Origin of the sequence: Gillisia sp. JM1, assembly GCF_000424645.1 — a bacterium.
Classification (GTDB): domain Bacteria; phylum Bacteroidota; class Bacteroidia; order Flavobacteriales; family Flavobacteriaceae; genus Gillisia.
In genome coordinates this window covers 1241496-1264413 of the sequence record NZ_KE384218.1, presented here as the reverse complement: position 1 = coordinate 1264413, position 22918 = coordinate 1241496, and the positions used below count along the sequence as shown (strand labels likewise).

The window sequence follows — 22918 nt, the reverse complement described above, 5'->3', positions numbered from 1 at the left end:
TCATCGTACCTATAACGATGTACGAGGATTAAAAAATAAATAAGAAAAGAAAAAGTATTTCCAGAAAAAAAATCAATTAAGATGAAACTAAAAATAGCAGTATTGCCCGGAGACGGGATAGGTCCAGAAATAACAGAACAAGCAGTTAAAATATTAAAGTCTATAGCGGACAGATTTGATCATGATTTTCACTTTGAAAAAGCCTCAGTGGGAGCAACAGCTATAGATCAATTTAACAATCCATTACCAGAAGCTACCTTAGATCTTTGCAAGGAATCTGATGCTGTATTATTTGGGGCCATTGGGCATCCAAAATATGACAATGATCCCAGCGCCAAAATAAGGCCAGAACAAGGTTTACTTAGGTTGAGAAAAGAATTGGGATTATTTGCAAATATCCGACCGGTAACCACTTATTCAAAATTAATAGACTTGTCCCCTTTACGCCGCGAGCGGATCGAAGGGGTAGATATGGTGATCTATCGGGAGTTAACCGGTGGCATTTATTTTGGCGAGAAAAGTTTAAATGAAGAAGGTACCAGTGCCACAGATGTTTGCAGCTACTCTGTTATGGAAATTGAAAAAATTGCTCACCTGGCATTTAAAGCAGCTCAAAAACGCCGTAAAAAAATAACCTTAGTAGATAAAGCCAATGTATTGGAAACTTCCAGGCTTTGGAGGAAAACGGTAACTGCAATTGCCAAACAATACCCAGATATTCAACTTGATTTCCTGTTTGTAGACAATGCAGCCATGCAAATGATCTTAAATCCCAAACAATTTGATGTAATCCTTACCGAGAATTTATTCGGTGATATTCTATCTGACGAAGCCAGTGTGATTTCAGGAAGTATCGGACTGTTAGCGTCGGCATCGGTTGGCAAGAAAAATGCCTTATTCGAACCTATTCATGGGTCTTACCCTGATGCAACCGGCAAGGGAATAGCAAATCCATTGGCAGCCATTCTCTCGGCAGCTATGTTACTGGATCATTTCCACCTAACCGAAGAAGCTAAAGCTATTAAAGATGCGGTAAAAATTAGTATTAATCTGAATATTTGTACCCAAGATATCAATAATGAATATCACTACTCTACTGAAAAGGTAGGAGATTTTTTAGATGGTCTTATAAGCGAGGTAGATAATTATAATATCAATAACGAAAATCTAAATCTAGGTCAGATGACCATTATCTAATAATTTGTTTTAGTTTGAAAATGTATATCCGATTTAATTCCAGAAATGTAGTAAATCGTCTCGTCACCCTGTCCCGAACCATCGGGAGTTTCAGGGTCTCCTCCAGAATCACTGGGATGCTGAAACAAGTTCAGCATGACGAAAAATCTAAATCTAGGCCAAATGACCATTATTTAATAATTTGCTTTTAGTTTGAATGAAGAAACCTCCTTTGACTTGGTTAGTCTTTGGAGGTTTTAACTTTTTTAGAATTATTATAAATCCTTCTTTTTTGCAATTTGATCCAGTGCTAAATTATCTTTACTTCCAAGATGCGTATGTTTTTTAATATGTGCAGGAATATAAGTTCCATTTTCGACCTTCCCTCCTATATCATTATATGCTTCCCGAAAAGACTTTCCCTCTATCACCAGATCATTAATACTATCTACCGTAAACAGATATTTATACTTCTCGTCATGCATATTTATATCCTTTACTTTGATAAGTGCAATGGAGTGAATAAATACATCTAAAATTTCCTTGATATTTTCTACCGCATAAATACTATTCTCCTTTATTAACTGAAAATCTCTATGATAACCACTAGGTAAGTTATTGGTAATTAAGATCATTTCATTAGCAATAGCCTGAAGTTTGTTACATTTCCCTCTTATCAATTCGAAAACATCTGGATTCTTTTTGTGAGGCATAATACTGGATCCTGTGGTGAGTTCATCTGGAAAAGTGATAAAATCAAAATTCTGACTCATATATAAACAGATATCCATAGAAAATCTTGAAAGCGTATTTGCAAGGGAAGCTATATTGGAAGTTACTGTTCTCTCACATTTCCCGCGGCTCATTTGCGCTGCGACCACATTATATTTTAATGTTTTAAAACCTAATTCCTTAGTGGTGAATTCTCGATCTATCGGAAATGAAGAACCATAGCCAGCAGCAGATCCCAACGGATTCTGATCTACGATCTTTAATCCTGCTTGCAACAAATACAAATCATCTATTAATATTTCTGCATAGGCTGAAAACCATAATCCAAAGGATGATGGCATTGCCACTTGTAGATGAGTATAACCCGGAAGTAATTTATTCTGATGCTCCTTAGCAAGCCCTAAAAGAACATCAATAAGACTTTCTGTTTTCGAATAGATCTCTAATAAATTCGCTTTAAAATAAAGCTGCATTGCCACTAATACCTGATCGTTCCTGGAGCGTGCGGTGTGAATCTTCTTACCTGTATCTCCTAGAGTTTTTGTGAGCTCAAATTCTATTTTAGAATGTACATCTTCAAAATCCTCTTCAATCACAAAACTGCCATCTGTTACCTGAGCTTGAAGTTTGTTGAGTTCTAATAGAATTGACTCCACCTCATCTGAGGTTAAAATTTCAATTTTTCCAAGCATTTTAGCATGTACTTTCGAGGCTGTAATATCATATTCAGCTAAAAAAAGATCCAATTCCCGGTCGTTACCAACAGTAAATTTTTCAATCTTCTTATCTATAGAAATGCCTTTATCCCAAAGTTTCATAATTTTCAAATTTTAACCCTCACTGAGGGTTTTAATTAATATTGGCATACTTCAATTGTTAAAAGTATTTTCCAATTTATACCTAGTCGTTTTGTTCCAAGGTGCTTTATTTCTTTAATGCTTTTTCAAGCAAACTAATATACATTTCAATCCCTTCCTCTATCTCGTTCACGTAAATAAATTCATCTGTAGAATGTGATCTGGTAGAATCACCAGGCCCTAGCTTTAAAGAAGGACAAGATAACATTGCCTGATCAGACAGGGTTGGTGATCCGTAAGATGACATTCCCAATCCAGCTCCAGAAACCACCAATGGATGTTCCATGGAAATCGAAGAAGAATTCAATCTAAGAGAACGAGGAGTAATTTCATCTACAGGAGCATTTTTTTCTAAAATTTCAGCAACCTCTGCATTGCTATATCGGTCGTTTACTCGTACATCTATCACAAGATCTACAGATGCCGGAACTACATTATGTTGGCTTCCCGCATTTATTTGAGTAACAGTAAGTTTTACTTCTCCCAATGCTTCAGATACTTTTTCGAATTTGAAATTCTTAAACCAATCCAGTACAGAGATACATTTATAAATAGCACTATCACTATTTGGATGCGCTGCATGAGAGGGCGTTCCTTTTACCTTGGCATCAAAAACAACCAGCCCTTTTTCTGCAATAGCCATTTGCATTAGCGTTGGTTCTCCCACAATAGCAACATCAATTTTTGGGATTAATGGCAATAAACTTGCTATCCCATTTTTGCCATTTATTTCCTCCTCTGCAGTACCTGCAAAAAGCAAATTAAAATCGAGATCTTGTGCTTCAAAGAAATGGGTAAAAGTCGCCAGTAAGGAGACCAAACATCCTCCAGCATCATTGCTGCCTAAGCCATATAATTTTCCGTCTTCAATAATCGCAGCGAAAGGATCACGAGTATAGGCAGAATTAGGTTTAACGGAATCGTGATGAGAATTCAATAACAATGTTGGTTTCTCATGATCAAAATATTTATTCACCGCCCAAACATTATTGACACTGCGCTCAAATGGAATTTCAAATTCCTGAAGCCAATTTTCCAACAATGCTGCAGTCCCCTCTTCTTCAGAAGAAAAGGATTGTGTCTCAATTAGATTCTGTAAAAGTTTAATAGCTTTCTTTTGAAGCTTTGAAATTTCCATTATTTTATGATTTTTGTATGTTTAGCCCCTTTTTTAAGCAAGTTTGGGCCTCCTAAAGAAACTTCAGAAACTGCATGCTCTAAGGCATAAAAACAATTATGCAATTTTGGAATCATCCCTTCACTAATTAACTTCTCCTTCAATAAATTCTGATACGTTTTGGTATCTAATACCTCGATCACCGAATTATCATCGAAAGGATCTTTCAGGACTCCATTTTTTTCAAAACAGAAAAACAATTCAGTTTGATAGTTTTCAGAGAAAGCAATAGCAATTTCCGCAGCTACCGAGTCGGCATTCGTGTTATAAAGCTCTCCTTCATTACTACATGAAATAGCTGAAAATACTGGGATAATATCATTTTCCAAAAGTGATGAAATGAATGTGGTATTGATTACTTCTACATCTCCAACAAATCCAAAATCAATTTCTTTATTAATACGTCTTTTTGAGATGATACTTTTTCCATCGGCACCACAAAGCCCTACAGCATTACTTTTTAGACCTTGTAATTCGGCTACAATTTTCTTATTAATAAGTCCAGCATATACCATTGTGATCACATCCATTGCATCGGCATCTGTTATTCTTCTCCCATCAACCATATTAGTTTTGAAACCTAATTTATCAGACAATTCGGTTGCCATCTTTCCTCCACCGTGAACTAATATTTTAGGGACCTCCAATTGAGAAAAACTATGAAGAAAAGCACTTAGACTCTCCTCATTTTCGATGAGCTTCCCTCCTATTTTAACAATTTTTAAAATTTGTTTTTTCATTCTGATAGTTCTTAGCCCTGCAATAATTTTTTCAATACTGCCTGCGCAGCAAAAGTTCGGTTATTAGCCTGATGGATCACCACAGAATTTTCACTGTCAAGCACGTCATCTGCAATTACTACATTTCTCCTTACTGGTAAACAATGCATCACCTTAGCATTGTTTGTAACTCGTAATTTTTCCTGATTAAAAGTCCAATCTCGATCTGTTTTAAGTGCTTCCCCATAATTTTCATAACTACTCCAGTTCTTCACATAAACAAAATCCGCATTTTTCAATGCTTCCTTTTGATCATGAAATACCCTTGTGTTTTTAGTGATTTCAGGATTCAAATTATAGCCTTCAGGATTCGCTATGCATAGCTCAACATCCATTTTTTGCATGATTTGTACAAAAGAATTGGGTACTGCATGGGGTAATGCTTTAGGATGAGGCGCCCAAGTTAGAACCACCTTAGGACGTTTCACATTCTTAAGTTCTGTAATTGTGAGTGCATCTGTGAGTGCCTGCAAAGGGTGGCCCGTAGCACTTTCCATATTTAAGATAGGCACAGAAGCATATTTTTTAAAACCATTCATCACTAGTTCCGCATTATCTCTTTCTTTATCTTTTAATTCTGGAAATGCACGTACCGCAATGATATCGCAATACTGAGAAAGCACTGCGGCTCCCTCTTTAATATGTTCCGCTTTATTAGAATCCATTACCTGCCCGTCTTCAAACTCCAAAGCCCAGCCGTCGCTATTTATATTCATAACCATGACTTCCATTCCCAGTAATTTAGCAGCTTTCTCTGTGCTAAGTCGGGTTCTTAAACTCGGATTGAAAAACAGCATGCCCAAGGTCTTTCCTTTTCCCACCTCTGGGTTGGAGTTGATCTTCTTAAGTTGTAATGCGTCCTGCAGCAATGCCGGAAGATCTTCTATATCGGATAGATCGATGTAATTCTTCATACTTGTTTAATTTCTTAGTACAGTAATCCTAAATGCAAACGAGATAGGATAATGTAAATTTAAATGTGTAAATCCTCTTTCTTATCTGTTTTAATCTTTAACTAGCAACATTCTGGTTTTTCGTCAACCTGTGTTTGTACCAAACATAAGCTCAGTTTAACAGAACAGAAAAATGTCACCCTGAGCCTGTCGAAGGGTCTCAATGGAGCAGAATCTCTTCTAGAAAAGATCCCTCCTCACGTCGGGATGACAACGCAATTTCATGATGTTCCGAACCAATGAGAGTTCAACTTCCCAATTATCGGGAGAAGACCCTTCGACTTTAGTTTACCCTGAGCGATAGTCGAAGGGCTCATGGAGACAATACAACGAACCAATAAAACTGTTAAGCTTTCGGCATAAAACCAGATTCAGCTATTTTTAATCAATAGTTTTTCAGTTCAATTTTCAGCGCTTCAAACAACATTTCAAAATGTTGTTGCTCGACATTTAATGGCGGTAAAATTCGAAGCAACTTTTTGTTAGATGCAGCTCCTGTAAAAATATGATGGTTAAACAGCAGCGATTTTCTCAATGCTGCGATCTCAAAATCAAATTTTAAGCCCAGCATTAAACCTCTTCCTTTCAATCTTTTTATCTGAGGGATCTTTGCCACTTCTTGCTGAACAAATTCATATATTTTTTTCGCATTATCCATGAGTTGCTCTTCTTCAATAACATCTAAAACTGCAATTCCTGCAGCACAGGCCAAATGATTTCCTCCAAAAGTGGTTCCTAACATTCCATGTTTTGCAGGAATAGAATTATCTATCAAAATCCCACCAATAGGAAAGCCATTTCCCATGCCTTTTGCTATGGAAATGATACCCGGACGAAGCTTATGTTTTTGATAGGCGAAAAAATCACCTGTCCTACCATATCCCGCTTGAACCTCATCTGCAATTAGCACAACATTATATTGATCACATAATGATGCTGTTTTCTGATAAAACCCGGTGCTTGCTTCATCCAATCCTCCAACTCCCTGAATAAATTCTATAATCACTGCAGCAGTTTCTCCTTTTTTCAATTCCTCTTCCAGCCCTGAAATATCTTCGAAGGCAAGTTTACAAACGCTATGTGAATTATTTATAGGTGCTTTGATGCCTTCATTATCTGTTACTGCAACCGCTGCCGAAGTCCTTCCGTGAAAAGCATTTTCAAAATAGATTATATTGCCTTTCCCAGTATGGAAGGATGCAAGTTTTAAGGCGTTTTCGTTAGCTTCTGCTCCCGAATTGCACAAAAACAAACTATAATCTGTGATTTTTGCCGCTTTTTCTAACTTTCTAGCTAATTCTTCTTGTAAAGGATTTTTTATTGAATTTGAGTAAAACCCCAATTGCTTTAATTGTGCCCCAAGCTTTTCTAAATAATGTGGATGAGAATGACCTATAGAGATCACAGCATGCCCACCATATAGATCCAAATACTTTGTACCTTTTTCGTCATATACAAAACAGCCTTTCCCTTTAACCGGAGTAATATTATATAAGGGATAAACGTCAAATAACTCCATATTTAAAGTTTTGTGATTGAATTAATTTTTTTAAATGAAGCTTGAATCCCTTTGATGAGCGATGAACTTAAGCCTCCGTGCTCCATTTCATTCAATCCTTCAATAGTGCAGCCTCGAGGCGTAGTCACCTTGTCTATTTCTTCTTCCGGATGATTCCCAGATTCTATCAAGAGACTGGCAGCTCCTAAACAGGTTTGCATAGAAAGCTCTTGTGCTTCCTTAGCATCAAAACCGAGTTGTACGGCGCCTTGGGTGTTAGCTCTTATTAAACGCATCCAAAATGCAATTCCACTAGCGCAAATCACTGTTGCAGCCTGCATCTTTGATTCCGGAATAATTACACTGGTTCCTAGTCTATTAAATATAGCTTCGGCAATTTCAATTCGTTTCTCCCCATTTACATTACTGCAAAGGCAAGTCATCGATTTTCCTACTGCGATCGCAGTATTAGGCATGGCCCGGATTATGTATTGATCTTCTCCTACAATTTCTTCGATCCTTGGGATATTTATGCCTGTAACTGTTGATATCAAGATGTGCTTCTCTGTTAATGATCCCTTTATTTCATGGAGAATGGCTTCCAGCTGAAGTGGCTGTACTGCAAAAATGACCACATCTGAATTTTGAACTGCTACCTTATTATCTGAGGTCAATTTCACTCCTGAATACTCTTCAAGATCCTTGATACTTTCAAGCTTTCTTTTAGAAAGATACAGCGTGGTAATTGCATTTTTTACAATTAGACCTTTTGCTATAGATTTTCCCAGATTACCCGTCCCTATAATTGCTACTTTCATACTTTATTGGTTTTATCACAATTCATTGTGTGGTAGTTTAAATTCTAGAAATAACTGGCTTTTAACTGAAGTCCTTGATCTTCCGGAAATCCAAACATTAGATTCATATTCTGCACTGCCTGACCGGAAGCTCCTTTCAATAAATTATCTATAACACTTGTAATTAATAATTTACTCTTATATTTCTGAAGTTTCATCAAGCACTTATTGGTGTTTACCACTTGTTTCAGGTGAACCTCTTCCTCTATCACAAATGTGAATGCCGCATCTTTATAATAGGTATCATACAAAGCTTTTGCATCTTCTAAATTTCCATCAAAATTGGTGTAGGTAGTTGCAAATATTCCTCTTGAAAAATTTCCTCTGTTCGGAATAAAATTTATCTCAGAATCAAAGTTTGGTTGAAACATTTGAATGCTCTGACCTATCTCATCTAAATGTTGATGCTCAAATTCCTTATATGCTGAAAAGTTATTATCCCTCCATGTAAAATGGGAGGTAGCCGAAAGTGAAGTCCCTGATCCAGTTGCTCCGGTAACAGCATTAATATGCAACTCATCTTTAAGCAACATCTCCCCTGCTAATGGCAGAACAGCTAAACTAATTGCTGTCGCAAAACAACCCGGGTTGGCTATAAATTGTGCCTTTTTAATTTCTTCTTTTTTAAATTCTGGCAAGCCATAAACAAAAGAATGATCCTTGGAATGCATTCTATAATCTGTACTTAGATCTATGATTTTTGTATTCTTAGAAAAAGGATTGTTTTTTAAAAATTCGATCGAATTCCCGTGTCCTAAACATAAGAACACAACATCTACTTCAGGATTGATGTTTCCGCTAAACCTAAGCGCTGTTTCTCCCATTAGATCTTGATGTATGCTTGAAACCGGTGAACCAGCCTGAGACGTACTAAAAATAAAATCTAGACTAACATCTGGATGTCTTAATAGGATCCTGAGTAATTCCCCGGCCGTGTATCCGGCACCTCCAATTATTCCTGCTGATATCATGCTTGATTTTTTACGTGTTGATGGATCTTCCCTGTATTTGAGAGAATCTTAATAAAGCCTTTAGCATCAGTTGCAGTCCAGGCTGTATTCTCTTCGCCATATTTCCCGAAACCGTTATTCATAAGATCAAACTTAGATTCAATTCCGTTTAGAGTAAATCTATAGGGATGTAAATTTATAGATACTGTTCCGGTAACCTGTTCCTGAGAACTTTGTAAAAAAGCTTCAAAATCTCTCATTACAGGATCCAGATATTGACCTTCGTGCAAATGTGTTCCATACCAATTAGCTATATAATCCTTATGTTGTAATTGCCATTTACTTAAGGTGTGCTTCTCTAATAAATGATGTGCTTTTATAATGATCGTTGCCGATGCTGCCTCGAAACCTACTCTCCCTTTAATTCCAATAATGGTGTCCCCCACGTGAATATCCCTTCCTATTGCATATTTAGAGGCAAGTTCTTCTAAGGTCTCTATGATATTTTCTGGTGTGTCTTCTTTTCCATTAATTGCAGTTAATTCTCCCTTATTAAAGCTAAGACTAATTTGCTTAACATCGTTTTCTGTAAGTTGAGATGGATAGGCAGCTTCTGGTAATGACTTGTGTGAAGTAAGCGTTTCTTCACCTCCAACACTAGTTCCCCACAGCCCCTTATTAACAGAATATTTTGCTTTTTCCCAGTTCATATCTACCCCATGGGATTTAAGATATTCTATTTCCTCCTGTCTTGTTAACTGCTTATCTCTAATAGGCGTGATAATTTCTATCTCTGGAGCTAAAATCTGAAAGATCATATCAAATCTTACCTGATCATTTCCTGCACCTGTACTTCCATGTGCAATGGCATCTGCTCCTATTTTCTTTGCATAATTCACAACCTCAATGGCTTGTATAATACGTTCAGCACTTACAGATAAGGGGTAGTTGTTATTTTTAAGAACATTACCAAAAATCAGATACTTTACTACCTTATTATAAAATGTTGAAATCGCATCGATATTCTTATAGGATTTTGCGCCCATCTTAACCGCTTTCTCACCTATCGCTTTTATTTCTGCTTCAGAAAATCCACCGGTGTTCACACTTACCGCGTGTATCTCTGTATTTTCTTCCTGAGATAAATATTTTGCACAATAAGATGTATCTAAACCTCCGCTATATGCTATTACTATTTTTTTCATTCTTTTATTTTTTTTAATTTTCTTAGTCAAACCGTGCCGATAGCTTTCAGAATTTTTTCAAGCTTCTTATATCTGAGATCCTTCGACAAGCTCAGGATGACAGTTAAAGTTTTGTCTGTTCGAGCGTCCCGATAATTTCGGGAGAGAAGTCCTTAAATTAACAAGTTGCTTCTTTGAGATTCTTCCCTTCGCTCAGAATGACATCGAATTATGTTTTTTACTCCTTTTTATCTTTTTCCTTTTTATAAAAAAGCGTTTGCTTAATATTCTTCAATCTTCTATAAGTTTTTTCATTAAAGGTTTCATGTCTTGGCTTTTCACTTTTCTTCTTATTGGGATCGTACATCATGCCTGTACATAAGCACATTTTACGCTCAGTACGGGTAAGAATATCGTAGTTTTTACATGTTTGACAGCCTTTCCAGAAACTTTCATCATCGGTTAATTCAGAAAATGGAACAGGTTGGTATCCCAATTCGTAATTTATCTTCATTACCGCAAGACCTGTAGTTATTCCAAATATCTTAGCTCCGGGAAATTTATTTTTGGAGTGTTCGAAAATGGCTTTTTTAATATCTTTTGCCAATCCCTGATTTCTATACTCCGGACTTACAATTAGCCCGGAATTGGCGACAAATTTATCGTGTCCCCAGACCTCGATGTAACAGAATCCTGCAAATTTATCTCCATCTAAGGCAATAATAGCGTTGCCATTCTCCATTTTGGTGATAACATATTCTGGAGTCCTTCGAGCTATACCCGTGCCCCTAACTTTAGCAGATTCTGCTATTGTTTCGCAAATGATCTCTGCATATTTTGCATGAGATTTATTAGCAATGAGTATTTTCATCTGCTAAAAGATTAAAGTATGAATTAATAAAATTTTGATATTTCTGAAGGAAGAACCGGACTCACCTAAGTTCCATAAAATTATACACGCACAAGGCGGCGCGGAAAACTGCGTACGGGAGAATTTTCAGAGGTGTTTCTGAAATTGTTTAAAGTATATAGAGAGAATGTGGTTTTCAAGATTGTAAAATGTAAAATAATATTAAAAAAAGGGAATGCGCAGCCTACCGACTGAAGCGGGGCCTAAAGCGTAAATTGAATATTATTTCTGTAGTTGAAATCACATGGTAAATTTAAACAATATTTTAAAAACACCTACTTTATTATATTAAAAATTGAAATAGATCCGGATTATCGTTTAAATATTGTCCGTAAAACTTATACTCTTTCATACGCTGTACCAAGGGATCAAAGTCTTTTGGATCTTTAAGTTCTATTCCCACAACGGCCGGACCATTCTCTCTATGGTGTTTTTTAGAATACTCAAAATGAGTAATATCGTCATCTGGACCAAGAACTTTTGCCACAAATTGCTTCAATGCTCCTGCCCGCTGAGGGAAAGGAACAATGAAATAATGTTTAAGTCCTGCATATAGCAGGGCTTTTTCTTTAATTTCAGCAGTTCGCGTAATATCGTTATTACTTCCACTTACAACACAAACCACATTTTTCCCTTTGATATCTTCTGCAAAAGTATCTAATGCCGTAATAGACATGGCTCCTGCAGGTTCTACTACAATCGCATCCTGATTGTACAAATCCAGAATTGTCTGGCATATTTTACCTTCCGGCACTGTTATCATTTCATCCAGAAAATTTTTGCATATTTCGAAATTTCTACTTCCTACCTTTTGCACAGCAGCCCCATCCACAAATCTATCTATCTCTTTAAGCTCTATAAGTTTGCCGATTTTTAGTGATGCACTCATAGAAGGGGCACCCTCCGGTTCCACTCCAATAATCTTGGTATTAGGAGATAGTTGTTTAAAGACAGAAGATAGCCCGGCAAGTAAACCTCCTCCTCCAAGGGGTGCAAAAATATAATCTATTGGCCCGTCGGCTTGATCCAAAATTTCCAGACCAATAGTCGCCTGGCCTTCTATTACTTTTTCATCATCAAAAGGATGAATAAATACCATATTGTACTTGTCCCCATATTTTATGGCATTTTTATAAGAATCATCAAAAGTATCACCCTTCAAGATCACCTCTACCCATTTTCCACCAAACATTCTTGTTTGTTCCACCTTTTGTTTAGGTGTCGTTATTGGCATAAAAATCACGCCTTTCGCCTCTAGCTTATTGCATGCAAAAGCAACTCCCTGTGCATGATTCCCGGCACTTGCACAAATTACGCCTTTGCTTAATTCATCCTTTGGCAAACTCGAGATCTTATTATATGCGCCACGAATCTTATAGGATCTAACCTGCTGCAAATCTTCCCTTTTCAAAAAAACATTGGCTTCATACTTTTTACTGTAGGTAAAAGATGGAGCTAATGGAGTCTTGATCACAACCTTTGAGATTCGTTCTGCGGCTTGCTGTACCGCCTCAATTTGTGGAATATAAATGTCTTTTTTAACTAAGGAATTACTCATTACACGTGTATCTTTTTCATTTCGGTCATTGCCTCTCTCAGCTGCTCCCCTATAATTTCCACTGGATGTTTTCTAATTGAGGCATTCACTTTGATTAGTTTTTTATTATCTACTCCAGATTCCTTTGTCCCATAGGCTTTTCCTATTAATCCAGGTTCTAAATTATCAATATAGTCTTTGATCAATGGTTTACAGGAATGATCAAAAAGATAACAACCGTATTCAGCAGTATCAGAAATAATCCTGTTCATCTCATAAAGCTTTTTACGAGCTATCGTATTTGCAATTAGCGGAGTTTCATGCAAAGATTCATAATATGCAGATTCTGCAATGATTCCTGCTTCTACCATAGTTTCAAAAGCCAACTCTACCCCAGACTTCACAAAGGCAACTAATAAAAGTCCTTTGTCAAAATATTCCTGTTCTGAAATTTCCTCTTGGGTCGCTTCTGTTTTTTCAAAAGCGGTATTTTCTGTGGCTGCTCGCCATTCTAATAATTCCTTATCGTCCTTGTCCCAATCTTTCATCATTCTGGTGCTAAACGCCCCAGATATAATGTCATCCATATGTTTTTGAAAAAGAGGACGCATAATAGTTTTTAATTCTTCTGATATTTCCGCCGCTTTTATTTTGGCCGGATTAGAAAGTCTATCCATCATATTGGTGATCCCTCCATGCTTCAAGGCTTCGGTAATGGTTTCCCAACCATACTGAATTAATTTTGCGGCATATGCCGGCTCCACTCCTTCAGCAACCATTTTATCAAAACTTAAGATAGATCCAGTTTGGAGCACACCACATAAAATAGTTTGTTCTCCCATCAGGTCCGATTTTACTTCGGCCACAAAAGAGGAATCCAACACACCAGCCCTATGGCCTCCTGTTGCGAAAGCATATGCTTTTGCCCAATCGTATCCTTTTCCTTCAGGATCGTTCTCTGGATGAACGGCTATTAGGGTAGGAACTCCAAAGCCTCTCTTATATTCTTCTCTCACTTCAGATCCAGGGCATTTAGGAGCAACCATTATTACCGTAATATCTTCCCTAATCTTCATTCCCTCTTCCACAATATTAAAACCGTGAGAATAGGACAAAGCAGCACCTTTTTTGATAAGAGGCACTATTTTCTTTATAACTGAAGTATGTTGTTTATCTGGAGTTAAATTAATAACAAGGTCTGCAGAAGGAATAAACTCTTCGTAAGTGCCAACTTTAAAATTGTTTGAAGAAGCGTTCTTATAAGATTGTCTTTGATCTTTTATAGCATCTTCTCTTAAAGCATATGTGATATCTAGTCCGCTGTCGCGCATGTTCAAACCTTGATTTAAACCTTGGGCACCACAACCTACTATAACTATTTTTTTGTCTTTTAACGCGTTAATACCTTCGCTAAATTCTTCACTGAGCATAAATCTACAAGTCCCCAATTGGGCTAATTGATCTCTTAAGGAAAGGCTATTAAAATAATTTGTCATGAGTTTATATTTATGGTATTAAAATCTTCAAGAATACTTGAAATTGGCATTTCATTTTTTGATACTGCAATTTTTCCGGAGCGAACAAATTGCATTAATCCATAGGGTTTTAATTTATCGTATAAATTATCTATTTCGTGACGTTTGCCTGTTTTCTCAATTACAAAGAATTTAGGTGTCACCGTAACAATTCGTGCATTGGTCTCTTTTATGAAATCCTGAATAGTTAGGTCTTCAACAAATTCGGCTGAATTCACTTTATAAAGTGCCGTTTCCTGAAAGATTAGCTCTTCATCTGTATGATAATATACTCGTATAACTTCTATTTGTTTCTCTATTTGGCCAGCGACTTTTTTCACTTGTTCTTCTGTAACCTCAACCACGATTATAAACCGCATCACCTCATTCACCTCGCTTTTGGAAGCTGTGATACTTTCTATATTGATGTGTCGCTTCAAAAAGATCGCTGCGATCCTGCTCAATAATCCTATGTTGTTTTCCGTATATATGGAAACTGTATAGTTTTTCTTTTCCATTATTCTAGTCTTATGTCTGAAACTGAAGCTCCCGTTGGAATCATAGGAAAAACATTTTCTTCTTGTTCTACTTTTACCTCTAAGAAATATGCCTCTGGAGAATCCATCATTTCCTTTATTGCTTCTTGTAATTGACTACGCTCAGTCACTTGTTTAGCTTTTATATAATATCCTTTGGCTATTGCCACAAAATCAGGATTTATTAACTCTGTGCTAGCATAGCGTTTATCAAAGAACATTTGTTGCCATTGCCTAACCATTCCAAGAAAACCATTGTTAAGCACTACAATTTTTACGGGAACTTTAGTTTGAAAAATGGTTCCCAACTCCTGAATGGTCATTTGAAATCCACCATCTCCAATAATTGCCACAACTTGCCTGTTTGGCATTCCCATCTTTGCACCTATAGCGGCTGGCAAAGCAAAGCCCATAGTCCCTAAGCCACCAGAAGTAACATTACTTCTTGATTGGTTGAATTTAGCATATCTGCAGGCTACCATTTGGTGCTGCCCAACGTCTGAAACTATTATAGCATCTCCTTTAGATGTAGTATTAATTTCATCTATTACCTCTGCCATCCCAAGTTTCTCCTGTTTGCCGTTTAGTTCATTTTTAATGATCTTATCATATTCGATTTTGTACAGATCCTTAAATTTCTGGTGCCAAGCATCATGATTCTTCGGCTGTAAAAACCCTAATAACAATTGCAAGGTCTCTTTTACATCTCCCAATACAGCAACATCTGCTTTTACATTTTTATCGATCTCAGAAGGATCAATTTCAAAATGGATCACCTTGGCCTGTTTTGCATAATGTTCAAGATTTCCAGTTACCCTATCGTCAAATCGCATCCCTATAGCTATAAGGACATCACAATCATTGGTGAGGACATTTGGCCCATAATTACCATGCATTCCAACCATCCCTACATTTAAAGGGTGATCTGTATCCATCGCGGATAGTCCAAGAATGGTCCATGCAGCAGGAATTCCTGCTTTCTCTACAACTTTTTGAAATAGGGCCTCTGCACCTCCTAAAATCACCCCTTGACCAAAAACGATCATCGGTTTTTTTGCTGAATTAATTAAATCTGCAGCTCGTTCTACTTGCGAAAGATCTACTTTGGGGAAAGGTTTATAGCTTCTAATCCCGGTACATTTTTTATAAGTGAAATCCAAGCTTGCAAACTGAGCATCTTTGGTAATATCTATCAATACAGGTCCCGGTCGTCCAGATCTGGCAATGTAAAATGCCTTTGCTAAAACTTCTGGAATCTCTGAAGCTTTTGTTACCTGATAGTTCCATTTGGTCACTGGTGTCGAGATCCCAACGATATCGGTCTCCTGGAAAGCATCACTTCCCAGTAGATGTGAACCTACTTGTCCCGTAATACAAACCATAGGAGTAGAATCTATCTGTGCATCGGCAATTCCAGTCACCAAATTAGTAGCTCCGGGACCAGAAGTGGCGATACATACACCTACTTTCCCGGTTACTCTTGCATAGCCCTGAGCTGCATGCGTAGAACCTTGCTCATGCCTGGTGAGCACATGATGTATTTTATCTTGATATTTATACAATTCGTCATAAACAGGCATAATTGCCCCTCCAGGATATCCATATATGGTATTTATCCCCTCTTCCAACAAACATTTTATCACAGCTTCTGCTCCAGTAACCGTGGTTGGAGCTTGAATGGCTTTATTCTCCTTTTTGGCTGTTTTAACTTCCATAATTCAACTAATTAAAATTCATCTGTAACACATCCCTGAGAGGCAGAGGAAACTGTCCTTGCATATTTATAAAGCACTCCTTTACTGAATTTAAGTGCCGGTGCCTCCCAATTTTTTTTCCTGTTCTCTATTTCTGAATCACTTAAATCCACACTTATAGTATTGTTTTCGGCATTTATTGTAATTTCATCTCCATCTTTAAGAAATGCAATTAATCCTCCTTCCTGAGCTTCCGGGGTTATGTGTCCTACCACAAAACCATGAGTCCCTCCAGAAAATCTTCCATCGGTAATAAGAGCAACGTCCTTTCCTAATTTCGCACCCATTATTGCTGCAGTAGGTTTGAGCATTTCGGGCATTCCTGGTCCTCCTTTTGGGCCCTCAAAACGGATCACTATTACATCTCCTTTGCTTACTTTTCCTTGTGATATTCCATCATTAGCTTCATATTCAGAATTATAAACCTTTGCTTTTCCCTTAAATTTCAAGCCTTCTTTTCCCGTGATCTTTGCTACGGAACCTTCTGTGGCTAAATTCCCGTAAAGGATGCGGATGTGTCCAGACTTCTTAATAGGATTATTAATGGGAAAGATCACTTCTTGTCCCTTTTCCAGATCTGGAACATTCGCCAGATTTTCTGCCAATGTCTTTCCGGTTACCGTTAAGCAATCTCCATGAAGCATTCCTTCTTTCAGCATATATTTAAGAACGGCGGGAATTCCTCCAACCCTGTGTATATCTTCCATAAGATATTTTCCACTAGGCTTTAGATCTGCTAAAAAAGGAGTAGAATCACATATTTTTTCAAAATCATCCATTCCAAATTCTACTTCTGCTGCTTTCGCTATGGCTAAATAATGCAGCACGGCATTCGTAGAACCGCCGAGTACGGTAAGTAATCTTATGGCATTTTCCATGGATTTTCTGGTAACTATATCCTTTGGTTTTATATCTCTTTCTATCAATAAACGTATCGCCTTTCCGGCTTCTCTGCTTTCTTCTTTCTTTTCATTGCCAATAGCTGGGTTAGATGAGTTGTAAGGCAGCGCCATTCCCAAAGCCTCAATAGTGGAAGCCATTGTATTTGCTGTGTACATTCCTCCACATGCTCCAGCTCCTGGGCATGCTTTCTCTATTACCATATTATAATCCTCATCGCTAATATCGCCGGCAACCTTTGCTCCCCACGCTTCGAATGCAGAAACTACATCCAGTTTTTCACCTTTATGACATCCGGAAGCTATGGTGCCTCCATATACCAAAATTGCCGGACGGTTAACTCGCAACATTGCCATCAAGGCTCCCGGCATATTCTTATCGCATCCTACCACGGTGATCATAGCATCATATGACATTGCTTGAACAACAGTTTCCATTGAATCGGCAATAAGATCTCGGGAAGGCAAGGAATATCTCATTCCAGGGGTACCCATTGAAATTCCATCGCTTACTCCAATGGTGTTGAAGATAAGACCAACCATTTTATTGGAATTACACCCTTCTTTAACCAGTTTCGCCAGGTCGTTCAGATGCATATTACAAGGATTCCCCTCATAACCTGTACTTGCAATCCCTACAAAAGGCTTTTTAAAATCCTCTTTTGTTAAGCCAATGGCATGTAACATGGCCTGGGCTGCAGGGTTGGAATCGTTTTGTGTTAAAATCTGACTATATTTATTATCCATCGTTTTTTATCAATCAATATATTTAAATCAAGAACCTCGGGGCAAGCCTAGCAGTTGTGTCCTGACAGCTCGGGAGGAAATAATTTTAAAATTTCGAGGCAAGCCCGCCTGAATGAAATTCTTTTCGGGCAAGCCTCGGGGAATTAACTCCTCAATGAGGGATTAAAAGTAGTTTCTTGTGTGTAGAAGGATAGATATAGTCCTAGATGAATATTAATTCCAAAGAATGAATTAATATTTTAATAAGCTGATTGTCAATAATTTATACTTTAATGTATTACGATAGCTGAAGGATTCAAGTTTTTATGACATAAAAATCTGTGAATACAGCAAGATTCTCAACTTGATTAGACATCGATATTTCAATTATCTGTAATTTATTAGTGATGAAAATGAATAATTCCTTTTTTGAAGAGATGTTTCAGTTTTAAGCGATATCCGAAGTAAACTAATCTATTTACTTTTTTTAGTTTTTGTAAACATTTAAGTTTACTTTGTAATGTTCCATTAGTTGAATTTGCAAAAAACTAAAGTCAACATCGGTTTGCACTGTTTCACATAAAAAAAGGGGAACATTAAAAATGTTCCCCTTTTTTATTCACCTTTGGTAATAAGGTAATTTTAAAAAGTATAATTATTCAGAAATTTTAATATTCTTCCTTTTTAGAGAATAAAGATCCAATCTTCGGTCCTTCATGTTTCGTACACTTCCAAAACTGTGAAGTTCTTTTAGTAAATCTAGATCCACGTCTACCAATAAAGTACTTTCTGTATTTGGAGTAGCCTCAGCTTTAATTCCGTTAACTGGAAAAGCAAAGTCTGATGGTGTAAATACAGCAGATTGGGAATACTGAATATCCATGTTGTTCACCTTTGGCAAGTTTCCAACAGATCCGGCAACCGCAACATAACATTCATTCTCTACAGCTCTGGCCTGAGCACAAATTTTTACTCGAGAATATCCATTTTGAGTATCTGTCATAAACGGAACAAAAAGAATATTCATCCCATCTTCTGCCAATAATCTTGGCAATTCCGGGAACTCAACATCATAACAAATAAGTACTCCAATCTTACCACAATCGGTATCGAAAGTTCTTAATTGCGTTCCACCTTTCATTCCCCATGCAGATTCTTCAGCTGGAGTAATGTGCAATTTCTCATATCGTTCTACACTACCATCTCTTCGGCATAAAAAGCCCACATTATGCATGTGTTCTCCTACAGCTTGCGGCATACTTCCGGTAATAATGTTAATGTTATAATTAATAGCAAAGTTTCTAAAGGTTTCCAGCAACCTATCTGTATAACTGGAAAGGCCACGAATAGCCTCGGCTTCATTTAAATGATTGAACTGTGCCATCAACGGAGCATTGAACAATTCTGGAAATAAAATGAAATCACTTTGGTAATCACTTACGGCATCTACAAAAAATTCGATCTGTTCCACCAAGGAGTCATAATCCTTAAATAAACGCATCTGCCATTGGACTAAACCTAGTCTTACCACCTTCTTCTTGGTGTTAATTAATCTTTCAGGTTTTGTATAGTAAATGTTATGCCATTCCATTAATGTAGCGAACTCCTTGCTTTCATGATCTCCTGGCAAATATCCTTTGATCACCTTTTTCACATGAAAATCATTAGATAACTGAAATGAAAGTACAGGGTCGTGGATCTCCTTTAATTTTACTTTATCAATGTATTTTTTTGGAGTTAATGTTTCAGCGTATTCCCCATAATTTGGAATTCTACCACCAAAGATGATAGATTTTAGATTTAATTGTTCACAAAGTTCTTTTCGCGCTTCATACAATCTACGTCCAAGCCTCATTCCGCGATAATCTGGAAGAATAAAAACATCTATCCCGTAGAGTACATTTCCATCTTCATTATGATTGGCAAATTCATGACCTCCAATAATATCATTGTATTTATGATCGTCATCATAATTATCGTAATCTACGATCATAGATAAGGCACATCCTGCAATTTTACCATCTATAACAATGCAAAATTGCCCGTCGGGAAACTTGTTTACCAAGGTAGAAATATCTGCTTTGCTCCAATAGGAATTGGACATCGCACTATATACCTGTACCATGGATTTTTTAAACTCTACATAATCTTTAACTCTTAAATTTCTTAATTCTATTGTAGCTGAATCTAACACAGGATTTTTTTTTAATTTATCGCGAAGATACTAAGGAAATCAATCAATTAGAAATGAATAACACGAATTTAGCAATGTAGGAAACGACGAAGAAAAATTCGAGATTGTCATCCTGAACGCAGCGAAGGATCTCAAAGGAGTAATAAATTTATTTAATAAGAGATCCCTCTTGGCATCGGGATGACAATATCAATGTCATTCGGAACATAGTGAAGAATCTCAATGGAACAGGAATTTATTTAATAAGAGATCCCTCCTTCGTCGGGATGACAAAGTCAATGTCCTTCTGAGCGCAGCGAAGAATCTCAAACGAGCCAGGAAAATCTTTAGTAAGAGATTCCTCTCCCGAAATCATTCGGGACCGGATGACAAAAAAGGGCTGGCATTTTGAATATAGCGAAGCGAAATGAAGAATCTCAGAGAAGAGAATGACAATTATTAAAATCTTAAATCTTTACAATTTCATTTTTTACTGCGAAAAGTACCATTCCTACCCTACTTTTCACTTGAAGTTTAGAAAATAGGCTTTCACGATAACCATCGATAGTCTTCGGACTTAGATTCATTTCTTCAGCAACCTCTTTGTATGTTTTCTCTGAACAGGCATGATTTAAGAATTCCATTTCTCGATTACTCAGATCGCCATAATTTTTTGAGGAAGAATGATCCATTACTTCTACAATTTCCTCACTAAAATAAAAGCCACTGGTAGCAACAGATTCTAACGCATATAGAAATTCCTCTGGCTCAATATCCTTTAATAAATAGCCTCTGCACCCCATTCTAATCATTTTAATAATGATCTCCTCATCATGCTCCATAGTAAGAGCCAATGTTTTTTGCTCAGGAAAATGCTCTTTTAACCAAGACATGGTCGCCATTCCGTCCATTACAGGCATTCTAATATCTAACAATAAAATATCCGGGCGTTTATGATTTGCGTTAAAATAATCTACAAGCTCTTGTCCGTTTTTTAAGACTTTTATTACCTCATATTCCTGAAATGAATTCACAAGACCTTGGAGTGATAATGCAAATAGAGTGTGATCATCAACGATTAGTATCGTTTTCTTCATATAGCGAGGGCTTTAATGGGTATTTTAAGGTTAGAGATGTTCCTTCTCCCTGTACAGAATTCAAGCTGAACTTAGAATTTATAAGTGCTGCCCGACTTTCCATATTTAGCAAGCCAGAACTTTTTTTAACTTCTTCCTGGTTGAATCCATCTCCATTATCTTTAATTTCTATTTGCAATTCTTCGGAAAGATATTCAATTAATACACTAATTTTAGTGGCATGTGAGTGTTTAATTATATTGGAGAAAAATTCCTGAATTATCCTAAAAAGTATTATTGAGTCTTTTTCTATAATATCAAAAGATTCGCCTTCAGTAAGTATTTCAGTTTTAAGATTATTAAGTCTTTCAAACCTTGCCAATTCATTATTTATGGAAGCTTCTATTCCTGTATAACTAATTACCTCGCTATTTAAAGATTTGGAAAGCGAACGTACTTCTTTTAGGGAATTGGAAACAACCTCTTTGATATCCTGTACAGATTGCTTTGCTGATGCATCTACAGTTCCAGATAAAATATTTAATTGCATATTGGCCACAGAAAGTAGTTGCCCAATATTATCATGCAATTCCCAACTTACATTTTTTAAGGTTTGCTCCTGAATTTCAATTTTGGATTGCGCCAGCTCATTTTCGAAACGAATTTCAGCTTCAATTTTTTCAAGTAGTAGTTTATTCTTACGCTTTTGGAAGGTAATAAAGAAGATTATTGCAAAACTGGTCAGAAATAGAATGACCACGATAAAATAAACTATTAATAAAAGTTCTTCCTTGGCAAGCATGCAATATTATTAGTTAATACAAGTTTACGCTATTTTTATTGACTTTTAAATAGATTGAAAAGTGAGATGCTATTTGACTACAGTTTTTAGCTTTAAATTAGACTTCCCATTAGCGCAATAGATAAAAGCAAATGAAAATAAACCGTACATAAAAATATTGCTATACCTTAAAATAGCAGCGTAGAGTAAAATAAAATCTTCATTTTTAGTGTTAAAATAACTATCATAAATAAATATGGGGGTTACACACAAATTCCAAACTAAATATCCTACCGCAATATAAAATGTTAAGTCTCTAGAAAAGTTTAAAACATCATCGCTTTGTGTTAGTTTTCGAAAATAAGCACCAACACAAATTAATAACAGAATAGTTCCCATAAAAATATTCTCGATGATATATGCATAAAACACCTTCCCCGAGAATAAAATCTCAGCCACACCTATTATAAAATATAAGACCACCGCAAACTTCAATCTACTTTTAAGTTTTGAGGTTTCTAAGGAACTTATAAGAATAGAGCTTATAATTATGTAGGTAATCAGCTTCAAACAGTTATAAAGCCACTCATTTCGAACAAACACAGAATCTTCCAACCATGGAAAAGTTTCATAATCATCAAAATAATTCCAAATTGTATATCCGCCAAACATATCTACAAAAAAGATCAACCATAAAAACCATGCAAAAAATTTAAATCTGCGTGCTGCGTTTTTATTTTTTAAAAAATAATAACTGCCACTGAGCGCCGCTATAAATTCAAATAAATAACTTATATACAGCTTATAATGTAAAATATATTCTAGCAATTGTTTTGTTTGATTTGTTAT

The 22918-nt window shown here is 36.5% G+C and carries 19 protein-coding genes; 1 reads left to right on the top strand and 18 read right to left on the bottom strand.

The window, feature by feature from the left end:
- Window positions 1-81: 81 nt before the first annotated feature.
- Complete coding sequence (gene leuB / locus H033_RS0108945) at window positions 82-1197, top strand: 3-isopropylmalate dehydrogenase (RefSeq protein WP_026838011.1); 1116 nt, start codon at window positions 82-84, stop codon at window positions 1195-1197.
- A gap of 254 nt (window positions 1198-1451) precedes the next feature.
- Here the strand turns inward: leuB and argH are convergent, their stop codons facing one another.
- The 18 genes from argH to H033_RS0108850 all read right to left on the bottom strand — a co-directional run bounded on the left by argH (window position 1452) and on the right by H033_RS0108850 (window position 22897).
- Complete coding sequence (argH, locus tag H033_RS0108935) at window positions 1452-2726, bottom strand: argininosuccinate lyase (protein WP_026838010.1); 1275 nt, start codon at window positions 2724-2726, stop codon at window positions 1452-1454.
- Between the two features lie 106 nt (window positions 2727-2832).
- Window positions 2833-3903 (bottom strand): M20 family metallo-hydrolase, encoded by a 1071-nt coding sequence (locus H033_RS0108930; RefSeq protein ID WP_034886175.1) that lies wholly within the window; start codon window positions 3901-3903, stop codon window positions 2833-2835.
- Window positions 3903-4682, bottom strand: a complete 780-nt coding sequence (argB, locus tag H033_RS0108925; RefSeq protein ID WP_026838008.1) for an acetylglutamate kinase — start codon at window positions 4680-4682, stop codon at window positions 3903-3905. The genes H033_RS0108930 and argB overlap by 1 nt, the downstream gene beginning before the upstream one ends.
- Window positions 4683-4693: 11 nt before the next feature.
- Window positions 4694-5635: an N-acetylornithine carbamoyltransferase gene (locus tag H033_RS0108920; RefSeq protein ID WP_026838007.1), complete on the bottom strand. Its 942-nt coding sequence runs from the start codon at window positions 5633-5635 to the stop codon at window positions 4694-4696.
- Window positions 5636-6059: 424 nt separating this feature from the next.
- Window positions 6060-7193 carry an aspartate aminotransferase family protein gene (locus tag H033_RS0108915; RefSeq protein ID WP_026838006.1) on the bottom strand — a complete coding sequence of 378 codons (1134 nt, stop codon included), beginning with the start codon at window positions 7191-7193 and terminating at the stop codon, window positions 6060-6062.
- A gap of 2 nt (window positions 7194-7195) precedes the next feature.
- Window positions 7196-7990: a pyrroline-5-carboxylate reductase gene (gene proC, locus H033_RS0108910; protein WP_026838005.1), complete on the bottom strand. Its 795-nt coding sequence runs from the start codon at window positions 7988-7990 to the stop codon at window positions 7196-7198.
- 44 nt (window positions 7991-8034) lie between these two features.
- Window positions 8035-9000 (bottom strand): N-acetyl-gamma-glutamyl-phosphate reductase, encoded by a 966-nt coding sequence (argC, locus tag H033_RS0108905; protein WP_026838004.1) that lies wholly within the window; start codon window positions 8998-9000, stop codon window positions 8035-8037.
- Entirely contained in the window at window positions 8997-10184 is a 1188-nt protein-coding gene (argG, locus tag H033_RS0108900) for an argininosuccinate synthase (RefSeq protein WP_026838003.1), read from the bottom strand. The genes argC and argG overlap by 4 nt, the downstream gene beginning before the upstream one ends.
- Before the next feature lie 217 nt (window positions 10185-10401).
- A complete protein-coding gene (locus H033_RS0108895; RefSeq protein WP_026838002.1) occupies window positions 10402-11034 on the bottom strand; it encodes a GNAT family N-acetyltransferase in 633 nt (210 codons plus the stop codon).
- A gap of 322 nt (window positions 11035-11356) precedes the next feature.
- A complete protein-coding gene (gene ilvA, locus H033_RS0108890) occupies window positions 11357-12631 on the bottom strand; it encodes a threonine ammonia-lyase IlvA (RefSeq protein WP_026838001.1) in 1275 nt (424 codons plus the stop codon).
- Entirely contained in the window at window positions 12631-14106 is a 1476-nt protein-coding gene (ilvC, locus tag H033_RS0108885) for a ketol-acid reductoisomerase (protein WP_026838000.1), read from the bottom strand. The genes ilvA and ilvC overlap by 1 nt, the downstream gene beginning before the upstream one ends.
- Window positions 14103-14642: an acetolactate synthase small subunit gene (ilvN, locus tag H033_RS0108880; protein ID WP_034886174.1), complete on the bottom strand. Its 540-nt coding sequence runs from the start codon at window positions 14640-14642 to the stop codon at window positions 14103-14105. The genes ilvC and ilvN overlap by 4 nt, the downstream gene beginning before the upstream one ends.
- Window positions 14642-16375, bottom strand: coding sequence for a biosynthetic-type acetolactate synthase large subunit (gene ilvB, locus H033_RS0108875; RefSeq protein ID WP_026837998.1), 1734 nt, complete (start codon window positions 16373-16375; stop codon window positions 14642-14644). Before ilvB ends, ilvN begins: the two co-directional genes overlap by 1 nt.
- 11 nt (window positions 16376-16386) lie before the next feature.
- Window positions 16387-18060 (bottom strand): dihydroxy-acid dehydratase, encoded by a 1674-nt coding sequence (gene ilvD, locus H033_RS0108870; protein ID WP_026837997.1) that lies wholly within the window; start codon window positions 18058-18060, stop codon window positions 16387-16389.
- Between the two features lie 634 nt (window positions 18061-18694).
- A complete protein-coding gene (locus tag H033_RS0108865) occupies window positions 18695-20233 on the bottom strand; it encodes a bifunctional GNAT family N-acetyltransferase/carbon-nitrogen hydrolase family protein (protein ID WP_026837996.1) in 1539 nt (512 codons plus the stop codon).
- A gap of 446 nt (window positions 20234-20679) precedes the next feature.
- Window positions 20680-21309 (bottom strand): response regulator transcription factor, encoded by a 630-nt coding sequence (locus H033_RS0108860; protein WP_026837995.1) that lies wholly within the window; start codon window positions 21307-21309, stop codon window positions 20680-20682.
- The gene (locus tag H033_RS0108855; RefSeq protein ID WP_026837994.1) at window positions 21284-22090 is read right to left on the bottom strand and encodes a sensor histidine kinase; all 807 of its coding nucleotides are present in this window, start codon (window positions 22088-22090) and stop codon (window positions 21284-21286) included. The genes H033_RS0108860 and H033_RS0108855 overlap by 26 nt, the downstream gene beginning before the upstream one ends.
- Before the next feature lie 69 nt (window positions 22091-22159).
- The gene (locus H033_RS0108850) at window positions 22160-22897 is read right to left on the bottom strand and encodes a hypothetical protein (RefSeq protein WP_026837993.1); all 738 of its coding nucleotides are present in this window, start codon (window positions 22895-22897) and stop codon (window positions 22160-22162) included.
- Window positions 22898-22918: the final 21 nt, after the last annotated feature.